The 18,325-nt window shown below is 62.0% G+C and carries 17 protein-coding genes, 1 tRNA gene and 3 pseudogenes; 13 read left to right on the top strand and 8 right to left on the bottom strand.

The window, feature by feature from the left end; genetic code table 11:
• Positions 1-6 precede the first annotated feature (6 nt).
• From BMZ10_RS03705 to sctW, 5 genes are read right to left on the bottom strand one after another with little or no spacing between them, the layout of a single operon-like run.
• The gene (locus BMZ10_RS03705; RefSeq protein WP_093458679.1) at positions 7-453 is read right to left on the bottom strand and encodes a type III secretion system stalk subunit SctO; all 447 of its coding nucleotides are present in this window, start codon (positions 451-453) and stop codon (positions 7-9) included.
• Between the two features lie 4 nt (positions 454-457).
• The gene (locus BMZ10_RS03700) at positions 458-1,807 is read right to left on the bottom strand and encodes a FliI/YscN family ATPase (RefSeq protein WP_093458678.1); all 1,350 of its coding nucleotides are present in this window, start codon (positions 1,805-1,807) and stop codon (positions 458-460) included.
• Positions 1,804-2,775: a type III secretion system inner membrane ring subunit SctD gene (gene sctD / locus BMZ10_RS03695; protein WP_093458677.1), complete on the bottom strand. Its 972-nt coding sequence runs from the start codon at positions 2,773-2,775 to the stop codon at positions 1,804-1,806. The genes BMZ10_RS03700 and sctD overlap by 4 nt, the downstream gene beginning before the upstream one ends.
• 19 nt (positions 2,776-2,794) lie before the next feature.
• Complete coding sequence (gene sctV / locus BMZ10_RS03690) at positions 2,795-4,888, bottom strand: type III secretion system export apparatus subunit SctV (protein WP_093458676.1); 2,094 nt, start codon at positions 4,886-4,888, stop codon at positions 2,795-2,797.
• Positions 4,888-6,000, bottom strand: a complete 1,113-nt coding sequence (gene sctW, locus BMZ10_RS03685; protein ID WP_093458675.1) for a type III secretion system gatekeeper subunit SctW — start codon at positions 5,998-6,000, stop codon at positions 4,888-4,890. Before sctW ends, sctV begins: the two co-directional genes overlap by 1 nt.
• 244 nt (positions 6,001-6,244) lie before the next feature.
• Between sctW and BMZ10_RS03680 the strand changes: the two genes are divergently transcribed.
• From BMZ10_RS03680 to BMZ10_RS03635, 12 genes and pseudogenes are all read left to right on the top strand, one after another.
• The gene (locus BMZ10_RS03680; RefSeq protein ID WP_093458674.1) at positions 6,245-6,796 is read left to right on the top strand and encodes an RNA polymerase sigma factor; all 552 of its coding nucleotides are present in this window, start codon (positions 6,245-6,247) and stop codon (positions 6,794-6,796) included.
• Between the two features lie 500 nt (positions 6,797-7,296).
• Positions 7,297-9,669, top strand: a complete 2,373-nt coding sequence (locus BMZ10_RS03675) for a type III effector HrpK domain-containing protein (RefSeq protein WP_305729100.1) — start codon at positions 7,297-7,299, stop codon at positions 9,667-9,669.
• 161 nt (positions 9,670-9,830) lie between these two features.
• The gene (locus BMZ10_RS03670; protein ID WP_177182076.1) at positions 9,831-10,673 is read left to right on the top strand and encodes a transglycosylase SLT domain-containing protein; all 843 of its coding nucleotides are present in this window, start codon (positions 9,831-9,833) and stop codon (positions 10,671-10,673) included.
• A 738-nt stretch (positions 10,674-11,411) separates the two neighbouring features.
• Positions 11,412-11,822, top strand: a pseudogene (locus BMZ10_RS28160) (phage infection protein); the annotation flags it as partial.
• A gap of 60 nt (positions 11,823-11,882) precedes the next feature.
• A pseudogene (locus BMZ10_RS28155) lies at positions 11,883-12,095 on the top strand (hypothetical protein); the annotation flags it as partial.
• A 60-nt stretch (positions 12,096-12,155) separates the two neighbouring features.
• Positions 12,156-12,368 (top strand): annotated as a pseudogene (locus tag BMZ10_RS28150) (hypothetical protein); the annotation flags it as partial.
• A 36-nt stretch (positions 12,369-12,404) separates the two neighbouring features.
• Complete coding sequence (locus BMZ10_RS27655) at positions 12,405-12,590, top strand: hypothetical protein (protein WP_177182035.1); 186 nt, start codon at positions 12,405-12,407, stop codon at positions 12,588-12,590.
• 153 nt (positions 12,591-12,743) lie between these two features.
• Positions 12,744-13,778 (top strand): Hrp-dependent type III effector protein, encoded by a 1,035-nt coding sequence (locus tag BMZ10_RS03655; protein WP_143070251.1) that lies wholly within the window; start codon positions 12,744-12,746, stop codon positions 13,776-13,778.
• A gap of 15 nt (positions 13,779-13,793) precedes the next feature.
• Complete coding sequence (locus BMZ10_RS03650) at positions 13,794-14,276, top strand: CesT family type III secretion system chaperone (protein ID WP_093458670.1); 483 nt, start codon at positions 13,794-13,796, stop codon at positions 14,274-14,276.
• Between the two features lie 79 nt (positions 14,277-14,355).
• Positions 14,356-14,754, top strand: a complete 399-nt coding sequence (locus BMZ10_RS03645) for a RidA family protein (protein WP_093458669.1) — start codon at positions 14,356-14,358, stop codon at positions 14,752-14,754.
• Between the two features lie 99 nt (positions 14,755-14,853).
• Complete coding sequence (locus BMZ10_RS03640; protein ID WP_093458668.1) at positions 14,854-15,540, top strand: RibD family protein; 687 nt, start codon at positions 14,854-14,856, stop codon at positions 15,538-15,540.
• A 134-nt stretch (positions 15,541-15,674) separates the two neighbouring features.
• Positions 15,675-15,750 (top strand) — tRNA-Asn (locus BMZ10_RS03635).
• 88 nt (positions 15,751-15,838) lie between these two features.
• Here the strand turns inward: BMZ10_RS03635 and BMZ10_RS27650 are convergent.
• A complete protein-coding gene (locus BMZ10_RS27650) occupies positions 15,839-15,997 on the bottom strand; it encodes a hypothetical protein (RefSeq protein ID WP_177182034.1) in 159 nt (52 codons plus the stop codon).
• A 102-nt stretch (positions 15,998-16,099) separates the two neighbouring features.
• On the opposite strand from BMZ10_RS27650, the gene BMZ10_RS03630 reads away from it, so the two are divergent.
• On the top strand, positions 16,100-16,393 hold the full coding sequence (locus tag BMZ10_RS03630; protein ID WP_093458667.1) for a hypothetical protein: 294 nt from the start codon (positions 16,100-16,102) through the stop codon (positions 16,391-16,393).
• A gap of 195 nt (positions 16,394-16,588) precedes the next feature.
• Here BMZ10_RS03630 and BMZ10_RS03625 read toward each other — a convergent pair whose 3' ends face one another.
• Entirely contained in the window at positions 16,589-17,881 is a 1,293-nt protein-coding gene (locus tag BMZ10_RS03625; RefSeq protein WP_093458666.1) for a PQQ-dependent sugar dehydrogenase, read from the bottom strand.
• Complete coding sequence (locus BMZ10_RS03620) at positions 17,878-18,306, bottom strand: DUF2231 domain-containing protein (protein WP_093458665.1); 429 nt, start codon at positions 18,304-18,306, stop codon at positions 17,878-17,880. The genes BMZ10_RS03625 and BMZ10_RS03620 overlap by 4 nt, the downstream gene beginning before the upstream one ends.
• Between the last annotated feature and the right edge of the window lie 19 nt (positions 18,307-18,325).

Here is an 18,325-nt window from a genome sequence, read left to right as displayed (position 1 = left end):
CGCGACTCAACCTTGTTCGTTGATGGCTTCAGCCAGACAGGCCAGTTTTTCCACGGCGCGCTGTGACGCCTTGGCGGCATCTCTGGCCTGAGCCAGGCGTTGCTGCTGTTCGTCGATGCCCAGACGTTGCTGCTGCACGTCCTGGCGGATATAGGCCAGACGATCGAGCATGCGGTTCTCCTGTTCGTGCCAGCGGTCGAGGTCATTCAGGGCCATGGCTTTGTTCAAGTGCGCGTCGCTCAGCACCTGACGCCGTTCGCGCTGATTGTCACGCTCCTGGGCGTAGGCGTTGCGCGTCTGCTGCAAGTGCTCGTGCATGTCTTCCAGCGCTTTCTGCGCGGTGCGTTGTGCCCGCTCGGCGCTGGCCTGACGGTGCTGACGCAAGGGCGTGAGGATGCCGATGACGTGCTCCATCGCCAGTCGCTGCGGGTCGGCTTCAAGTTCTTCTTCCATGGCGTCACTCCGGCAGTTGCGCGGTGAGGTGCATCAGGGCGTCCAGGGTTTCCTGCAACGGCACCGGCTCGCGCAGGTCCTGACGCAGAAAGGCGTTGATCGGCTCGTTCAACTGCACGGCACAATCGGTGACCGGATCGCCACCGGGCTGGTATTCACCCAGACGCAGCAGCATTTCGACCTGTCGATAAGCGGCCATCAGGCGGCGCAGACGGTTGTTGGCCTGCTGATGCTCACGCCCGGTGACGTTGCTGAGAATCCGGCTGATGCTCGCCTGCACGTCGATGGCCGGGTAATGCCCGCGTTCGGCCAGTTTGCGCGACAGCACAATGTGACCGTCGAGCAGCGAACGCACCTCGTCGGCGACCGGATCGTTCATCGAGTCCTGTTCGATGAGCACGGTGTACAGCGCGGTGATCGAACCGGTTTCGCTCATGCCCGCGCGCTCCACCAGACGCGGCAGCAGCGTGTACACCGAAGGCGGCAGGCCGCCGCGACCCAGCGGCTCGCCAGCGGCGATGCCAATTTCACGCTGGGCGCGGGCAAACCGGGTCAGTGAATCGAGCAGCAACAGCACTTTCATGCCACGTTCGCGATAGGCCTCGGCGATGGCCGTGGCCGTGAACGCGGCGCGGGCGCGCTCCATGCTGGAACGGTCCGAGGTGGCGCAGACCAGCACCGAGCGTGCGCGCAGGGTCGCGTCCAGCTCGTGATCGAGAAACTCGCGCAGTTCACGTCCCCGTTCCCCGATCAGGCCGAACACGATCACATCGCAATCCATGTTGCGCGCCAGTTCGGCCATCAGCGTGGTCTTGCCGCAACCGGCCCCGGCGAACAGACCGACGCGCTGGCCCTCGCCGAGCAGGATCGCGCTGTCGATTGCGCGCACGCCGGTGGGCAGCGCGCGGGTGATGCGCGGGCGCTGGGTCGGAGGCAATGCATCGGCGATCACCGGCAGGATGACGCGACGATCGCCCGGGCCGGCGAACGCGCCTTGGGAATCGCCCAGCAACGGCCGGCCGAAGCCGTCGAGCACGCTGCCCAGCAAGCTGTCGTCAACACCGATGCGATGGGCCATGCCCAGCGGCCGGATATGTGCACCGACCTGAATGCCGTCCGGCGTGCCCAAGGCGCTGAGCAGGGTGCAGTCGCGGGTGAAACCGACGATTTCAGCCAGCATCGTGCTGCCGTCGGATTTGCTGACTTCACACAGGTCGCCGACCTTGGCCGCCGGGATCTGGCACTCGAGCAGGATCCCGCTCACGGCGCTGACCCGGCCGCTGACCCGCACTGCCGAAAACTGGCTCAGCCGGTGACTGTGCAGGGTTTTCCACTGGGCGAGGGCGGCGTTCACCAGTTCACCTCGTAATGGCGTTCGCCGTCGAATTGAATTCGGTTGTCGTCGATGCGGGTCAGGCGCAATCCGGCCAGTTCATCGCCCACGTACAAGCGGTGGCCGTCAGCAGTCACCAGGTGAGCATGAGGGCCCGACATGATTTGCACGATGGTGAAGGGCAGGCCGTTGCTGGTCGCCGTGACGTTATCGATCAGCGCGACGGGCGATTCGTAGCGATCCTTGAACCGCTGCAGCATGCGTTGATAGACCAGCTGCGACTCGGCCTTGAGGTTGCCGCTCAATGCCAGGCCTTCCGGCGTCTGCTGCACGTTGACGTCGCTGAGCAATCGCTCGCTGAGCATGGTGTTGAGCTGGCGTCTGGTCTCGTCGACAGTGGTCAGCTGGATGCGTTTGTGCGCCGGCTCAGCCTTGCCCCGGCCCTTGCTCGCGGTGGTCGCAATGTTGTGAACCGGTGCACCGGTTGCCACCTGCTCGGTCACGGGCGCTGCGCTGCGGGTCAGGCTCCAGGCGCTGCCGGCGATGCCCAGCAACACGCCGATCACGATGCCCGTGGTGCGATTGAGCAACCGCGAGCGGGACTCGACTTTTTCCAGCGGCGGGGCAATGTGCGGCGCTTCGGCACGGGCTTCGGGCTCGGCGTTGGGTGTGGCGATGACGGCCGGCAAGGACGGCCAGGAGGCTTCGGCCGGGGATACGCACAACCACACCGAACCGAGCACGAAAGCCGTGTTGGGCGCGAGTGCGGTCGTCGCGTGACGATGACCTTCCTCGTCGCAAATGCTGCCGTCGGCAGCGTTCAACACCCAGTTTTCCCCCTGACGCTGCAGGTGGCAATGCAGCTGCTCGACGCCCGGGTCGTGCAAGGCCAGATCCTGTTCGGCATGCGAACCGATCGCCCACTGCTCGCCCACCAAAGGCAGTGCTGCACCCTGATGCAGGCCCGTCAAAACCCTTAATTCATACATGTATCGCTCTCCAGGGGGCTCACGCGGCGTACTCGCTGTCCAGCGCTTCGAGGTCTTCTTCCAGGTCGAAACGGCCCAGCACCTTGACCTGCGCCGCGTTGCTGATTTCGGCAAAAGACAGCACCGGCACGTGGTAGAACTCTTCCTGCAGCAATGTGCGCAACGGGCTGCGCAGGTCTTGCGCGACCAGCAACACCGCCTGTTCCGGCGTGCGTACCGGAAACGCGATGTGCAGCTGTTGCACCAGTAACTGACTGGTTTCGTTGTCCAGCGCGAAGAATGTTTCGGTCTGGGTCTGGCGCAGTCCGTCGCGCAGAATCCCTTCGCTTTCCGGGGTCAGGACCCAGACAAGCAGGCCTTCGGCACCGCAGTACTGGTGGTAGATCTGCGACTTCAGGGCGATGCGCACGTAGTCGGCGAGCACAGTAACCTCACGCTCGTGCTGGCCATGTTCGATCAGGGTTTCGGCGATCACGCGGATGGCTCGCAGCGGCACGCATTCTGACGCCAGGCGCTGCAATACCGCGGCAAACCGCGCCAGCGGCAGCACGCGCTGCATCTCCTGGGCAAGCTCCGGTTGTTCGGTCTCCAGCCAGCCGAGGATGGCCTTGGTCTCTTGCAGGCCGATGAATTGCGGGCCACATGCCTGCAACGCGCGCTCCATGCGCTCGACGATCAGGGTCATCGCGTCGACACGCTCGATCTGCCCCTGCTGCAGTTGAGGATCATCGGCGGGCATCCACAGCCACTGGCCCTCCTGACGTTCAGGGGTGCCGTACACGGCGTCCTGCGGCGAGTCATCGAGCATGCGCGCGTCCACGGCGACATGGCTTTGGGTGAAGGTCGCCTTGAGCAGCGGCACTTCGTAGACCGAGAAACGGAATTCATCGGGCGGCAGGTGCTCAGCCTGCTCAATGATGAACGAAGGCAGGGTGAGGCCGTATTGCACCACCAGCCGGTTACGCCGCTGGCGAATTTCGCTGACCAGCGCTTCGACCTGCGCTGGGTTCTGGCTGGGGTGAAACTGCAACACGAACTGGCGGCTGGGGGAGAATGTGCGCAAGTCTTCACGGCCGTTCATTTCCGGCGCGACGGCAATTGCCTGAGCCTGCTCGGCCCTGGGTTTCGCCCGCTGAAGCTGAAGCAGACCTCCGCTGCCGCAAATGATCGCGATCACGATGAACACGGCCGTCGGCATGCCCGGCAGTGCTGCGAAACCGAGCATCGCCACCGCTGCGATGATCCATGCCTTGGGCTGGCTGGTGATCTGTTCGGCGATCTGCCGACCGATATTGGCCTCGGCGCGGTCCTCATCGGGCACGCGGGTAATGATCATGCCGCAGGTGACCGAAATCAGCAGCGCGGGAATCTGGGCAATCAGGCCGTCGCCGATGGTCAGTACCGTGTACACCTGCAACGCGTCGCCGGCGCTCATGTTGTGCTGGACCACACCGATCGCGATGCCGCCGATCATGTTGATCGCCACGATGATCAGGCTGGCGATGGCGTCGCCGTTGACGAACTTCATCGCCCCGTCCATGGCGCCAAACAGTTGGCTTTCCTTGCCCAGTTCGGCGCGACGCTTGCGCGCCTCATGAACGCTGATCAGGTTCGCGCGCAAGTCGCTGTCGATGGACATCTGCTTGCCCGGCATGGCGTCCAGGGTAAAACGCGCACCCACTTCGGCGACCCGTTCGGAGCCCTTGGTGATGACCAGAAAGTTGACCACCGTGAGGATCAGGAAGATCACCATCCCCACTGCAAGATTGCCGCCCACCACGAACTGGCCGAACGCTTCGACGATATGCCCCGCGTCCTGATTGAGCAGAATCAGGCGCGTGGTGGAGATCGACAGGGCCAGACGAAACATGGTGGTCAGCAGCAGGACCGCCGGAAATGTCGAGAACGCCAGCGGTCTGGGCAAATGCATCGCCAGCATGATCAGCAGGCAGGAAATACAGATATTGATGGCGATCAGCACGTCGACGAGCCCGGTGGGAAGCGGCGTGATCATCATGAAGACGATGGCGATCACCACGAAGGCGCCAACGATTTCCGAGCGGCGCATGGCCGCCAGGGCGATCTGGTTGAGCAGGTTGATGACACGATCCATCAGGCGAGGCCCCCCTGGAGCTGGTTCTGTTCCTGCCGAGTCAGTTCGGCCATGAGGATGAGCAGGTTGCCCAAGGCGTTCTGGCGGCTCTTCATGTCGCGCCAGAGGAGAATCGGCAACTGTTGCAGCATCGGTCGCAGGCCGTTCAGGAAGGCCAATTGATGCTTGAGTTGCTTGCCACCGATGTGTTGCGTGAGTTGCAGGGTTTCGTTGAGGCTCATGCCCTTGCCGGACAGCGCCAGCAGGTGTTTGAGGAAGGCCGCGGGGTCGACCTGCACGCCGGGATTCTTGTTGCGCATTCGCCCCAGTAGATGCTCGCAACCTTGCAGCAGCGTGGCGACGTGACGAGCAGTGTTGAGCCCGTGCATCAAGGTGCGCAGTTGCTGCGGCGACGTCGAGGGCGTGAGCGAGGACAGGTCATCGGCGATCGCGCTGCGCATGTCGCGCAGGTTCAGTTCGAACTCGCCAGCCTCTTCCCGCTCGTTGATCAGGGCATCGATCAGCCCTGTGATATTGGGCTGGCCGCTGACCGCCACGCTGTACAGATTGCGCAGGGTGCCGCGCCGCTTGCTGTCGATGTTCGCCCGCGAGAAAGCCTTGGCGCTGTTCATGCCTGCGCGCGCACGTTTGCCGTATTTGCGCCGCAAAAGTTTCAATTGCTCTGTCAGGACCACGTGCTCGCCGGTTTCGCCGTCGGCCTGGGCCTGTTTTCTGGCGGCCTGTAACACCACATGGGCTTTGGCCGCGTCGCCATCGGCGAAGCTCAGAATCTGCGCCAGGCTGGCGGCATTCTGCTTTTGCAGCTGCTTGCGCAGGTTGCGCGCCGCATCGTCCAGGCCCTTGTCGTGGCTGCCCATCAATTGTTGATACAGCTCGCCCAGCTTCACCGCGCGCGATTGCAGCGCGTTGCTGCTGGCAATCAGTTCTCGCTGGTTGAGGGTACGGCTCTGCTGAACCAGCGCCGAGGCAAAGCGTGCGACCTGTTGCGGCGTGGTGCCACCAAGGTTCGGCGGATTGCTGCGCAACGACGTTACAGGCGTCGCCGCTGCCTTCGCCGGCGCAACGGCTGCTGTCTGTAGCACGGGAGGGGCAGAGGGGGCGGCAATTTTCATAGGACGATTCTGAGCGGGGTCGTGCGCTCTGAGTGGGTCGTACCTGTGAAGCGGTTCCATCTGTTTGCGAGGGGGAGACGCTGTGCCAAAAACCGTCCGCGATTCAGCGTGGTCGCGCAAGTTTTTGCACAGGTCATTCGGTTGCGATTTTTAAATCCGTTATATATCAAGTAGTTGCGTCATTAATTTGGATGGCACGCATATCGCTATAGGGCTAGCACACTCCAAACAAGGAAGAGCCCTGATGTTTCCAAGCCTCGCGATACTCGACATCGACCCCGCCGGCCGCCGCAAGCACGACGGTATCCGTCAGCTGACCAGTGACCAGGTCAAGATGATTCGCGCGTTCATTCAGAAGCGTGTGATGAATCCGGAAGACGTCGACGACATCCTGCAAAGCACCTTCCTCGAGGCGCTGCGCAGCGAGCACAAGTTCCAGAACGCAAGCAAGCCACAGACGTGGCTGTGCGGGATCGCGTTGAACCTGATCCGTAACCATTTTCGCAAGATGTATCGTCAGCCCTATCAGGAAAGCTGGGAGGACCATACCCATTCGGAAGCGGACAGCCACAGCGATATTGGCCATCAGGTCGATGGTCATCGTCAGTTGGTGCGGGTGGTCAGGGCGATCGGCAGTCTGCCGTCGAACATGCAGCGGGTGATCGAGGTGTCACTGGAAATGGACGGCAACTATCAGGAGACCGCGACCTCGCTGGGCGTGCCGATCGGCACGGTGCGGTCGCGGCTGTCTCGCGCCAGAGAACAGTTGAAGCGGCAGATGGACCCGTTCGCCTGAAGCATTCGACCGGCAAGGCGGGCGTTTGCCGAACACCGTCTGAGCGATGTGTGGCTCAGAGGTGTTCGGAAACGGAGGCTGCATTGACCAGGTCGTACAAGGCAAACGCACGGTTGACCAGGAAAACGGTGACGGCGGTTAGGGCGACGGCATTGATGATGTGAAGGGTCATGGTCGTAAGTCCTGTCGGAACGCGTTGGCCGGTAAGTGATGGGGCGATGTTACGCGAGCCCCGGCAAAGCTGAAGACAATCGCCTTCATGGTGGACATCAATCAGAATGATGGAGCGCGGCGCAGGCTCTGGACTGCGTGTCCGGTGGCTGTTCCTGCTGCGCGTGCATTGACTGCATCGGCGTTTCGGGTAGCGGCACTGCGATCATTCCCGCTCTGCTTACGGCATCGCGCGTCCGACCGGTCGACACAAACCGAAACATTTATCGGAACCGACACCAGCATCGAACCACACAGTTGCCATCCTTCACTCCCGGATGGCGACTCCCATGCGTATTTCAAGCAGCCCTTTCAGCGGTATCGCACCTCAACCCGGCAGCGGCGATTCAGTTCAGGAGACACCGCTGAATAACCCGAAACTCGCGCTCGCGCAGAACGGCGCCGCCAACCCGAATATCCAGTTCGGCGCTTCGCTGTTGCAGCCGGGCAGCCCACCCGAAACCGGCAGTACGACGCAGAGCACCGAGCAACAGCTCCTGTCTCTGCTGACCCAACTCACCCAGCTGTTCAAGGGCCAGGCGCAATCGGCCGGCGCCTCGCAGCCGGGCGTGACGCCTCAGGCCAGTGACGGGGCGAGCGCCGCACCCACGCGAGGCGCAACGGGCGCAGAAAAACCGGCTGCGGTGAATGATGTCAGCGCGACCGGTGCAGCGTCACCGGTTGCGTCCGCCAAGCCGGAAGAGGCACCCAAGGCGTCGGAGGCGAAATTTCTCGACGACTCCAAATATTCTTCGCCCAAGGAGCTGGAGCGCTGGGCGCCGATGGTCGCCAATCTGCCGCCCGATCAGCGCGAGCAGGCTGCCAAGGAGCTCAATCGACCCATCGCGGCGGCGCGCATGGCCGCTGAAAAAGGGCCCGATTCTGCCAAGGCCATGGAATTCATCAATGCCAACCCGTCGCTGAAAACCGCGATAGACACGGGCAAGCACGGCGGCAAGGCAGACGGCAAGATCACCGACGGCGACCTCAACGCGTTCGCCAAGAACATGCAGAAAGCCGCGGACAGCGCCGACAAGGACATCGCCAATTACCAGAAGGATCATCCGGACGCCGACCCTGAGTCGCTGGAGATGGTCCGCAGCGCCGCGCTGATGCGCGCCAACGAGCCGCTGACGAAGGCTGCCGATCCCAAACACGCCGCCGGTGCCGAGGACAAGACCAAGGTCGACGGCCTGACCAGCGCCGACGGCCTCAAAGCCATCGAGAACGACAATCCGGGCCTGGCCGGTCCGCTCAAACAGGCGGCAAAAACCTGGTCGCAACCCGGTTTCCTCGGCCAGATCGACCAGGGCGGCCTCGAAGGGCGCAAGCTGGCAGCGAACAGCCCGGACAAGCTGTTCAGCGCGAGCAACATCAGTGACTGGATCAAGAAGCAGGCGCCCACCAACGGCGGCGAATTCGCCAGTGTGCTCAACGACGCCGCGACGCTGAACTCGGTCGCCGATGTCGACATCAGCAAGCTGGGCAAAGACGTGTTCGACAACCCGTCGGCCTACAGCGGTGAGCAGAAAGCCGCCGTGATGGTGAGGTTGCAGCAGACCCAGCGCAGCGTCATCGCGGGTGAGGATCTGCGCAAGACCGAGAAGACCGAAGACGCGCTCAACGAAAAAATCGGCCAGCTGCAGGCCGATCCCGATGTTCAGGCCTTCCTCGACAAACAGATCCCGCAGCAGTCTCGTGCGCTGGTGGGCAGTTCGCCGTCGCTGCAGAAGGCCGTCAACGAGCAGATGCAGAAGGTCAACAGCGGCCAGGCCTTGCAGACCGATCTGAACACGGCTGACAAAGCCACCAGCAAAGACAAACCCAATGCTGACTACAGCAGCGCGCTTGGCGGTCTGTCGGCGCAGTTGCAGATGCAAAAGGACCTGCTCGGCCCCGACGCCAATGTCCCGACCGCGCAACAGGTCATCGGTCAGCGTCCGGATCTGCAGGGCCGGATCCAGAACTCCTACGTGAGCAATTTCAGTGAAGGTGGCGCGGTAAAGCAACTGCTCAATCAGAAGAAAGCCGACGGCGAACAGGCACTGAATTCAGCCGATGCGCAAAAAGCGGCCTATGACAGCGTGCTGCCGGATGACTTCGTCCAGGGCCAGCAGGCGAATTACGTGCTGTCGACGTTCGCCCAGTTGCAGGACTCGAAGGCCGGGCGCAAGTTGCTCGATCAGGCCAACGGCGATAAGGATCACGCGCCCTCGATGGCCGCCCAGGTCGCCTCGCAGATGGGACCGGCCGCACTGCAATCGGTCATGGGGTTCTCGTCGGTATCGGACATGCTGGCCCGGGGCGACAAGACCGACGCGGCGAAAACCATTTACGACAGCACCAAATCCGGCCTTTCGGCGGCCAAGCACGGCTATGACGCAGTCGCCAAGTCCGCCGGCCGGGCAGGCCTGGGCGAAGTGGCGGCCAAGGTCGGCGGGCGCGTGGCCGGCATGGTCGTCGGCGAAGCGGCCGGGATGGCGGCTGGCGCGGCCATCGGTGCGTCTATCCCAGTGGTTGGCTGGATTGCCGACGCGGCCATGAGCCTTGGCTTCGGCATTTCGGCAATCATCGAAGCGGTGAAAAAACACAAGGCGCAAAAAGCCTTCGACCACAACGTCGACCCGGTCCTGGACCAGTTTGGCATCCCCAAAGCCCATTGATTTTCCCTGACCTGAAGAGGTAAACGATCATGAGCATGGCAATTCGGCCCCCGGTAACGCCCAGTCTGCAACCCACCGACTTCTCGTCCCTGAGTGGCAAGAACGGGCAAAACAACTCGCTCGGCGGTGGCAGCGGCAATCAGGCCATCGACCCCAGCACCTTGTTGTTCGCCAACCCCACGCAGTCGCAAGTCAACTTCGCTCCGCCCAACAGCCAGGATCCCCAGACCACGGCGGCAAGCCCGCTGTCTGGCGCAAACAATCAGACGGGCATCGCGCAGCAACTGATGTCGCTGCTGATGGAAATGTTGCAGATGCTCATGCAGAACAATCCCAATCAGCCGCAGACCCAAAACCTGGCAGCGCAGGGCAATGAGGGTGGTGGCGCCGGCGGTGGCGGTTCGGGCGGTGTCGACGGCGGAGCGGGTGGTGGCGGCGGGGCAACGCCGAGCGGTGCTGCCGAGGGCGGCAGTGGGGTGAGCAACCCGACAACCAGCGCTGCCGGCAACGTCTCCAACGACACCACACTCAGCGGCTCGGGCGATCTGCACCTGCCCAAGCAACTGGAACCTTACCGCAACGACATCATGGATGCGTCCAGGGCGACGGGTGTTCCGCCGAGCATTCTGGCCGGACAGATCTGGGCGGAATCCCGCGGCCAGCTGGGCCAGGACACCACCAACGTCAACGGCAAGACCGATGCTGGCCTGATGCAGGTCAATGCTGACACCTTCGCCGGCCTCAAGAAGGAAAACCCCGACCTGCTCGGCAATGCCGACGTCAATAATGCCCGCGACAACATCATGGCCGGCGCGCTGTACATGCGCGATCAGCAGAAGGCGTTCGGCGACTGGGGCTCGGCATTGCGCGCCTATAACTCAGGGCCGGACAAGGTCAGCGGCAACCTGTCGGACGCAGGCGGCGTAGGCGATCCGAAGTACGTCGACAATGTCATGAACTTCGCGAAAATCATCGAGAGCGGCCAAGGGCAGTTGCCCGCCTGACCGACGCCTTCATCCATCGGCAGACTGACCTGACTGCCGGCAGCGCGGGCTGCCGCACCAGGTGGTCTGCCTGTTTCTGTAAGTGTCTTTGCAAGAGTCTTTGCGCTCGCCGCCCGCAACAGGATGGCCGCGTGGACCTATATCCGCCCTCGCACTCGGTGCCATTTCTTTCCCATTGCCATGCCATTGCGCGCCAGTTGCCCCGAGTGATGCATGGTTGGGCGTTGCCTATTTTGTGTCATTTCCACCTGTCACCCTTATTAAAATCAGTTACTTGCGCGGCCTGATCGTGCGTCAAGTAGAGCAACGGATAAAGTTGTGCACCTTAATGGTTCATGTTGCATCCGTGTATTGTTACCGCTTCGCGATTAATCCGATTTCTGCGACAGTCAATTTCAAAAACAACAACTTGCTTAGTTGCGCGCGTGACTGGGATCATTAGAACCAGTGACGCGAAACAGTATCGAAGTGAACAAGGCTGGGCGGCTTGCCATCGGGCGGAAAGGCCCTGCGGCGCGGGCGCGAATGCGTTGGTGAGGCTATGCTGAGCAGGCGCGAAATCATTTGATGATTAACCATCTGGTACACAGTGCCGTGTTGCTCCGCTTAGTTCTAAGCACGAAGCTGTTTGTAATAACCGCCGCTCTATTGAACGGTGGTTTGCCTATGAGTTGAGAACGGCAACTTTCCGAGCATCTTGCTCACATCAACCGGCATTGACCCTTGGAGCAATCGGTTATGAAGAGACAATTGATTTGGGGCCTTACGGTTTCCGTATTGGCTTTGGGTGTATCGGCTGCTTATGCGGCCTCCGATGTGAACGATGGCAAGACAGTCGCCGAATATGGTTCGGAGAAAGTAGGCCCCAATCGCACCGCATCTGATGGTGCCGACCATGTAGGCGCCAATGCTACCGCTTCCGATGGTGCGGACCGTGTGGGTGCCAATCGTGTGGCGGCCGACGGCGCTGATCGCGTGGGTGCAAACCGAGTGGCAGCTGATGGCGCTGATCGCGTCGGTGCAAACCGCGTGGCAGCTGATGGCGCTGATCGCGTCGGTGCAAACCGAGTGGCAGCTGATGGCGCTGATCGCGTGGGTGCAAACCGTGTAGCGGCTGACGGCGCTGATCGCGTCGGCGCAAACCGTGTAGCGGCTGACGGCGCTGATCGCGTCGGCGCAAACCGCGTTGCTGCCGACGGCGCTGATCGCGTCGGCGCAAACCGAGTGGCGGCTGATGGCGCTGATCGCGTGGGTGCAAACCGCGTTGCAGCCGACGGCGCTGATCGCGTCGGCGCAAACCGAGTGGCAGCTGACGGCGCAGATCGTGTCGGTGCAAACCGCGTTGCAGCTGATGGCGCTGATCGCGTGGGTGCAAACCGTGTAGCAGCTGACGGCGCTGATCGTGTTGGTGCAAACCGTGTAGCGGCTGACGGCGCTGATCGCGTCGGCGCAAACCGAGTTGCAGCTGATGGCGCTGATCGCGTGGGTGCAAACCGTGTAGCAGCTGACGGCGCTGATCGTGTTGGTGCAAACCGTGTAGCGGCTGACGGCGCTGATCGCGTCGGCGCAAACCGAGTTGCAGCTGATGGCGCTGATCGCGTGGGTGCAAACCGTGTGGCAGCTGACGGTGCCGATCGTGTCGGTGCAAACCGCGTGGCAGCTGATGGCGCTGATCGCGTGGGTGCAAACCGCGTTGCTGCTGATGGCGCTGATCACGTGGGTGCCAATGCCGTGGCAGCGGATGGTGCTGACCATGTCGGTGCCAATGCCGTGGCTGCCAACGGTCAGCCCGAGCGCGGCCTGGCATCCGATGGCTCCGACAAGACCGGTGCCAATCGTGTGGCGGCCGACAAATGGGACCGCATGAAAGTCCGCGAACTGGCCGGTGAGCTCTGCTACGAGTGCCTGACCAAGTAACCCCTTGAAACGGCCACCCGGCACCTCGCCGGGCTGGCCGTTTTTTTCAGCACTGCGCTGTGCCTGCGCGTCACATCACTGGATTGACGGCGCCGGAACCTTTCTCCGCGTCACGACCACACATGGCCGAATCCTTTGAAGAAGGTGAATGCCATGCCCTTGTCGACATCCGCGCCCGGTTTCACTCGATCGACACATCACTTCAACACCCGCGACCCGGACACAACGGTCCTGAGTCGGCGCGTGCTGGAGCGCCATAACCACGATCATCAGGGGCGGGCCGTCACGGTCTCGGTCGGCGAGATGAATGCGCTGACCTATGCCAATGCCGCCATCGACGATACCTGGCGTATTCTCAATCATGGCTCGGGCAATCAGGAACGGCATGTCAGACGCACCGAAGCCGAAGCCTTCAAGCGTACAGTGGTGGTCTACGACCAGAACCGAAACGGCCACTTCGATTACGATGCAGCCCGCACGGCTGCGCGTTTTGAGGCGGGCAACTGCGACCAGATGGCCGTGGTCAACGCCGCGCTGCTGGCCACCTCGTCGTTGCAACAGCCTGTGTCGATATTAGTTGCCCGGGATGTAGGCCATACCTTCGTCGAAGTCGGTGATTCCCGGGCAACCAACCGGACTGTGATTTCCGATGCCTGGCCTGAGTTCGGCAGGGCAATGCGGCGCAAGGATTTCTCCTTGCTGGGCGACAACCCCGAGACGGTTGCGCGCTTTGTGCCCCAGCGGCGTCCTGAAATTCGCGAAGAATTGCTGCGTGGCGACAAGGCCAGTCAGCGTGAGGTCGATCGGGAATTTGCCCGCCTGCGGCCGCGGGACCCGATCGGCGGGCCACGCTTGCTCGACAAGGTGCTGCGCGACGAACGCCTGTACATCCAGCCTCACGCCTCCAGCAACCTGGGCGTCAGCTATTACGGCGTTGACCTTCAGGGTGACCATCGGCGCGCCGATCAGAACTTCACGCAGCGTCAGTTCAGGCAGCGTCTGCGGGATTCGGGCATCAATCCCGATACCGGCGCCCCGCGGCAGCGCGCACCGGTGCCTGAACCGATTGCCCCCACCGTGCCGTTGCGCCGTACCACGACCCACGACCACAACTATTCCGAGACGCCGCCCCGGCGCCGGGCGCGGGCGAACTCGTTCGTCGATCGCTTTCGCAATATCCGCCTTTGATGTGAGGACTCAGCCATGGCAAGCCAGCTAAAACAGGTACTGCTTCCGGTGTTTCAACTGCTCCGGCTCGATGGCCGGGGGCTGGACGCGGCCACCAGTTACGTCATGACCCTGGAAAGCGGTCTGAGCGTTGAATTCAAGGAAAGCCCCAATGATTTCCTGACCATGAGTTGCTTGCTTCCAGTGTCCGAAGAACGGTTTGGCGATCCCGAAACTCTGGCGATCCTGCTGCAGACCAATTTGCTCGGCCTTGAGCACCCGCCGATCCTCACGGGCGCACTGGTGGAGCAGAAGAAGGTGATCTTGTGGGCCCGGCAGCCTTTTCAACTCCTCGACAGCGCCGCGATGGGTCGCTTGTTCGAGCGTTTCACCGAGCAGGCGCAGAAGATGGAGCACTGGCTGGCGGTGCCGCTGCAGGCGCCTGGACAGAAAACCGCCGCTGCGCCAGTTGATCGGCCAACCCGTTTGAGCGCAGGGCCTGCGGGCGCGCGGCTTTGATGACGAACGACGTTGTAAACTGATCTTCAAGGCCCGGCCAGACCTGATAGATTCGCTGTTTTTCAGTGAGAGAGCAGCAATGACCGAACGCGAGATTATCGTTCCCCGCGCCATGAAAACCATTGTCGAACGGGCCGGCTACGCGCCTGCGGTCAGGGTGGGCGATCTGCTGTTTTGTGCCGGGCAAGTCGGGCGCACGGCGGATTTGCAGGTCATCGAAGACCCGGAGCAACAGTTCACGGCGGCCTGGGAGAATCTGCGCAGCGTACTGGCAGCGGCCGATTGCTCGTTTGAGGACGTTGTCGAAATGACCACCTACCACGTTGACATGTCGCAGCACATGGCGGTGTTCAGAGAGGTGAAGAATCGCGTCTTTCCCATAGGGCTTTGCGCCTGGACCTGCGTCGGCGTGTCGGAGCTGGCGCACCCAGGGCTACTCGTGGAAATCAAATGCGTCGCCGCGCGGCGAGTCGCCTGACTCGCAACGCAACCAGCGGGTGCGAACGGTGTTTGCGCGCTGAACTAATCGATGGCGTTCCGGGTCGGCTCTAGACCACCCATTTCCATGGAGCCTGCCATGCAGCCTTATGTCATCTGTCACATGATGTCGTCCCTCGACGGCCACGCCCTCACCGACGGTTGGGATCGTGCGTTCAAGAAGTCGGCAGGGGATCTCTACGAAACACTCGCGCAGACCTTTGCGTTCGATGCCTGGATCTGCGGTCGGGTAACGATGCAGGAAATTGCCCACGACGAGGGCTTTCCGAAGGGAATGGCCAGCACGCCGATCCCGCGCACGCACTATTTTGCCGAGCGCAATGCCAAGACGTACGCCGTGTCGATCGACCCCCACGGCAAAGTCGGCTGGAAGAATAATCAGGCGCTGGATTCACACGTCATCGAAGTGCTGACTGAAGGCGTGTCCGATGATTACCTGGCATACCTGCAATCCATTCAGGTGTCCTACATTTTTGCCGGAAAACACGACATCGATCTGGCCCTGGTGGTCGACATTCTGGGCTCGGAACTGGGTTGCAAGCGCCTGATCGTGGAAGGTGGGCCACATGTCAGCGGTTCATTCGTCAATGCCGGATTGGTGGATGAGGTCAGCGTGCTGATCCTGCCGCTGATCGATGGTCGCGGCGAACACCCGGCGTCGTTCGAGGTTTCAGCCGAGGCGTGGAAACAGCCCGCCCACCTGACCCTGACCTCAGCGGAGGTGCAGGAAGGCGGCGCGGTCTGGCTGCGCTACACAAAGGCCTGAGGGGCGTTCTTCAAGCCCCGCATGACGGTCATCAGGCGGGGCATGTTTCAGGCAAGCAAGCGGGCGTCGGCCATTGCAAAAAAATTTGCCCGATTGCTTGACTTCCCTTTTTCAATCAGTAAGATAGCGCGCATTCCGCGATAGCTCAGTTGGTAGAGCAAGTGACTGTTAATCACTGGGTCCCTGGTTCGAGTCCAGGTCGTGGAGCCAAATTTCAGAAGGGCGGGCAGACCTTTGAGGATCAGGCGTCACACCGGCAATCGGGTGACGGACCTCAAAACTGCTCGACTGCTTTCACTCAACCTCCCTTATTATTTTCCCGTCGTCGATTGCTCTGAACTGACACCGCTTCTTCGGGCTCCATCAGCTTGTAGATTTGCGCGTCGCGTGCAGGTGCGCCTGCATTCCACTGCCAGCCTCTGACAAGTTTGTCGAACTCAACGTAAGCTGCATCCATTGACGCTCCAGCCTCGTATCTAAGGGAGGCCGGAAAATCCGGGATGTTGATGAAGGCGCCTTGCGGTGTGGCGAGGCGCTTGGTTGTGTGAAGGGGGATTGTATGTGGAAGCGAAAGCGGCGCGAGTCGCTTGCTCAGGATCTCTACGATACTGCAGACGATCTGTTATTGCTGGCGCGGCAGCTGATGGAGGTGTCAGTCACGCTAAAAGAAGCAGGCGACTCGAGCGGGGCATTGTTAACTACCCGAATGGTGTTGACGCTGCAAGACCGGGAAATCTCGTTGCGAAGTCACGCTGATCGTATGGTGAACACCGGAAATCTCGGACGCCGTGCGACGGACCGGATACCGCAGTCCTCGCCCGTCAAGGCCGCCGACGCCGACACCGGCGCCTGACGGCAACACGGTGAGCCAATAGGACCGGCCGCAGCCGTGATATCCCGACACAACTCAGCCAATCGTAGGACCGGCTTCAGCCGGGAAGAGGTTGTTGTGGCCACCGTCAGTCATGCGGTGTGCCACTCGACGCCTTCCGGGCGAAAGCCGGTTCTATGAGCCATTCACGCGTGACGCAGTCGGTCGGTCAACGGGTCATTTGTTGCGGGTCACGCGCCATACGGTGTTGGACAGGTCGTCGGCGATGATCAGCGCACCGCGCGGGTCTACCGTCACACCCACGGGGCGGCCGCGGGTCTTGCCGTCGTTGCCACGAAAGCCTGTCGCGAAGTCCACGGGATCCCCCGCGGGGCGGCCGTTGCTGAACGGTACGAAGACCACCTTGTAGCCGACCGGGTTGTCGCGGTTCCAGCTGCCGTGCTGTCCGACAAATACACCGTTGGCGAACTTGTCGCCCATCGCCGGTATGGAAAAATCGACGCCCAGCGCTGCGACGTGCGAACCCAGGCTGTAGTCGGGTTTGATGGCCGACGCGACCTTGTCCGGGTTTTGCGGCTGGGCGCGGGTGTCGACGTTCTGGCCCCAATAGCTGTAAGGCCAGCCGTAGAAGGCGCCCTCGCGCACCGAGGTCAGGTAATCCGGAACCAGGTCCGGGCCCAGTTCATCACGCTCGTTGACCACGGTCCACAGCTGACCGGTGCCCGGTTGAACCTTCATTGCGGTCGGGTTGCGCAGGCCTGTCGCGTACGGTCTGTGAGCGCCGGTCTGCGCATCGATTTGCCAGACCCGGGCGCGGTCGAGTTCGACTTCCATGCCGCGCTCAGTGACGTTGCTGTTCGAGCCGATCCCCACGTACAAGAAGCGCGCGTCCTCACTGATCGCCAGGGATTTGGTCCAGTGGTGGTTGATCTGCGAGGGCAGCTCGGTAATGGTCGTCGGCGCGGCAGTGGCCTTGGTTTGGCCGTCTGCGTAATCGAAGCGCACCAGTGCGTCCTGATTGGCCACGTAGATTTTGCCATTGGCGTACGCCAGGCCATAGGGCGCGTTAAGGTTATCGGCAAACACCGTGTTCAACTCATAGACGCCGTCGCCGTCCGCATCGCGCAGCAGGGTCAGGCGATTGCCACCTTTGACCCTGGTGTTGCCTTCGGCCTTGATGTAACTGGCGATGACATCCTTGGGCTTGAGTTTCGCGGCACTGCCGCCACGACCCTCGGCTACCAGAATGTCGCCATTGGGCAGCACGAGGGTCTGCCGTGGAATCTTCAGGTCGGTCGCGATGGCCGTCACGCTGTAGCCTTCCGGGACGGTCGGCTTCTGATCGCCCCAGGCCGCCGGCTCGGCGATCTTCATGCTGGGCAGCAGCCCGCGCTGTGGGGCCGGCATCTTCGGATCCGGTCCGCTGGCCTGGGTGCTGTCGCTTTCGCTGCCGCACGCACTGAGCAGCAACGCCATGGTCAGGGCCGTTAATGGATACAGACGTTTCATCGTGCACCTCCCGTGCGCAGGCCGCCAAGCCCGGTGAATGCTGCAATCACGCTGAGCACAGTGACGATGACCGAAAGCACCAGGCCCGACGGCATGACGGCCCAGGCATCTTTGGCGTGCTCGAACGCATTGACCAGCCCCAGCGCGAAGGTGACCAGCAGAAGCAGGAAATACACCGTGGGCCTTCCGCCTTTGTGCTCGGCGCGAACAAGGTTGACCAGCGCGAACAGCAGGGCAAACCCGCAGAACACCAGCGCGCCGGCAATCAGCCACGCGGCGAAGTTGCTCCACTGAATCTGGTAGGTGTTGTAGTAGCTGATGTCACTCAGCAGGCCGCCGAGAAACAGCGGCACGGCGCCGGCCAGCAGCAGGGCATGAAGCGGCGAAGGCCTGGTCGGGTAGGGCGGATAAGTCGTGTCAGTCATGTCGGCTCCTTTTCGTTGG

It is taken from the genome of Pseudomonas sp. NFR16 (genome assembly GCF_900108875.1).
Lineage (GTDB): Bacteria > Pseudomonadota > Gammaproteobacteria > Pseudomonadales > Pseudomonadaceae > Aquipseudomonas.
This window is presented reverse-complemented; position numbering and strand designations above follow the sequence as displayed.

Coding starts and splice junctions, on each gene's coding strand:
- BMZ10_RS03655 (WP_143070251.1), top strand. CDS start 12,744: ATGCCCTTGTCGACATCCGCGCCCGGTTTCACTCGATCGACACATCAC.
- BMZ10_RS03705 (WP_093458679.1), bottom strand. CDS start 453: ATGGAAGAAGAACTTGAAGCCGACCCGCAGCGACTGGCGATGGAGCAC.
- BMZ10_RS03620 (WP_093458665.1), bottom strand. CDS start 18,306: ATGACTGACACGACTTATCCGCCCTACCCGACCAGGCCTTCGCCGCTT.
- sctV (WP_093458676.1), bottom strand. CDS start 4,888: ATGGATCGTGTCATCAACCTGCTCAACCAGATCGCCCTGGCGGCCATG.
- BMZ10_RS03640 (WP_093458668.1), top strand. CDS start 14,854: ATGCAGCCTTATGTCATCTGTCACATGATGTCGTCCCTCGACGGCCAC.
- BMZ10_RS27650 (WP_177182034.1), bottom strand. CDS start 15,997: ATGGATGCAGCTTACGTTGAGTTCGACAAACTTGTCAGAGGCTGGCAG.
- BMZ10_RS03630 (WP_093458667.1), top strand. CDS start 16,100: ATGTGGAAGCGAAAGCGGCGCGAGTCGCTTGCTCAGGATCTCTACGAT.
- BMZ10_RS03675 (WP_305729100.1), top strand. CDS start 7,297: ATGCGTATTTCAAGCAGCCCTTTCAGCGGTATCGCACCTCAACCCGGC.
- BMZ10_RS03645 (WP_093458669.1), top strand. CDS start 14,356: ATGACCGAACGCGAGATTATCGTTCCCCGCGCCATGAAAACCATTGTC.
- sctD (WP_093458677.1), bottom strand. CDS start 2,775: ATGTATGAATTAAGGGTTTTGACGGGCCTGCATCAGGGTGCAGCACTG.
- BMZ10_RS03680 (WP_093458674.1), top strand. CDS start 6,245: ATGTTTCCAAGCCTCGCGATACTCGACATCGACCCCGCCGGCCGCCGC.
- BMZ10_RS03625 (WP_093458666.1), bottom strand. CDS start 17,881: ATGAAACGTCTGTATCCATTAACGGCCCTGACCATGGCGTTGCTGCTC.
- sctW (WP_093458675.1), bottom strand. CDS start 6,000: ATGAAAATTGCCGCCCCCTCTGCCCCTCCCGTGCTACAGACAGCAGCC.
- BMZ10_RS03650 (WP_093458670.1), top strand. CDS start 13,794: ATGGCAAGCCAGCTAAAACAGGTACTGCTTCCGGTGTTTCAACTGCTC.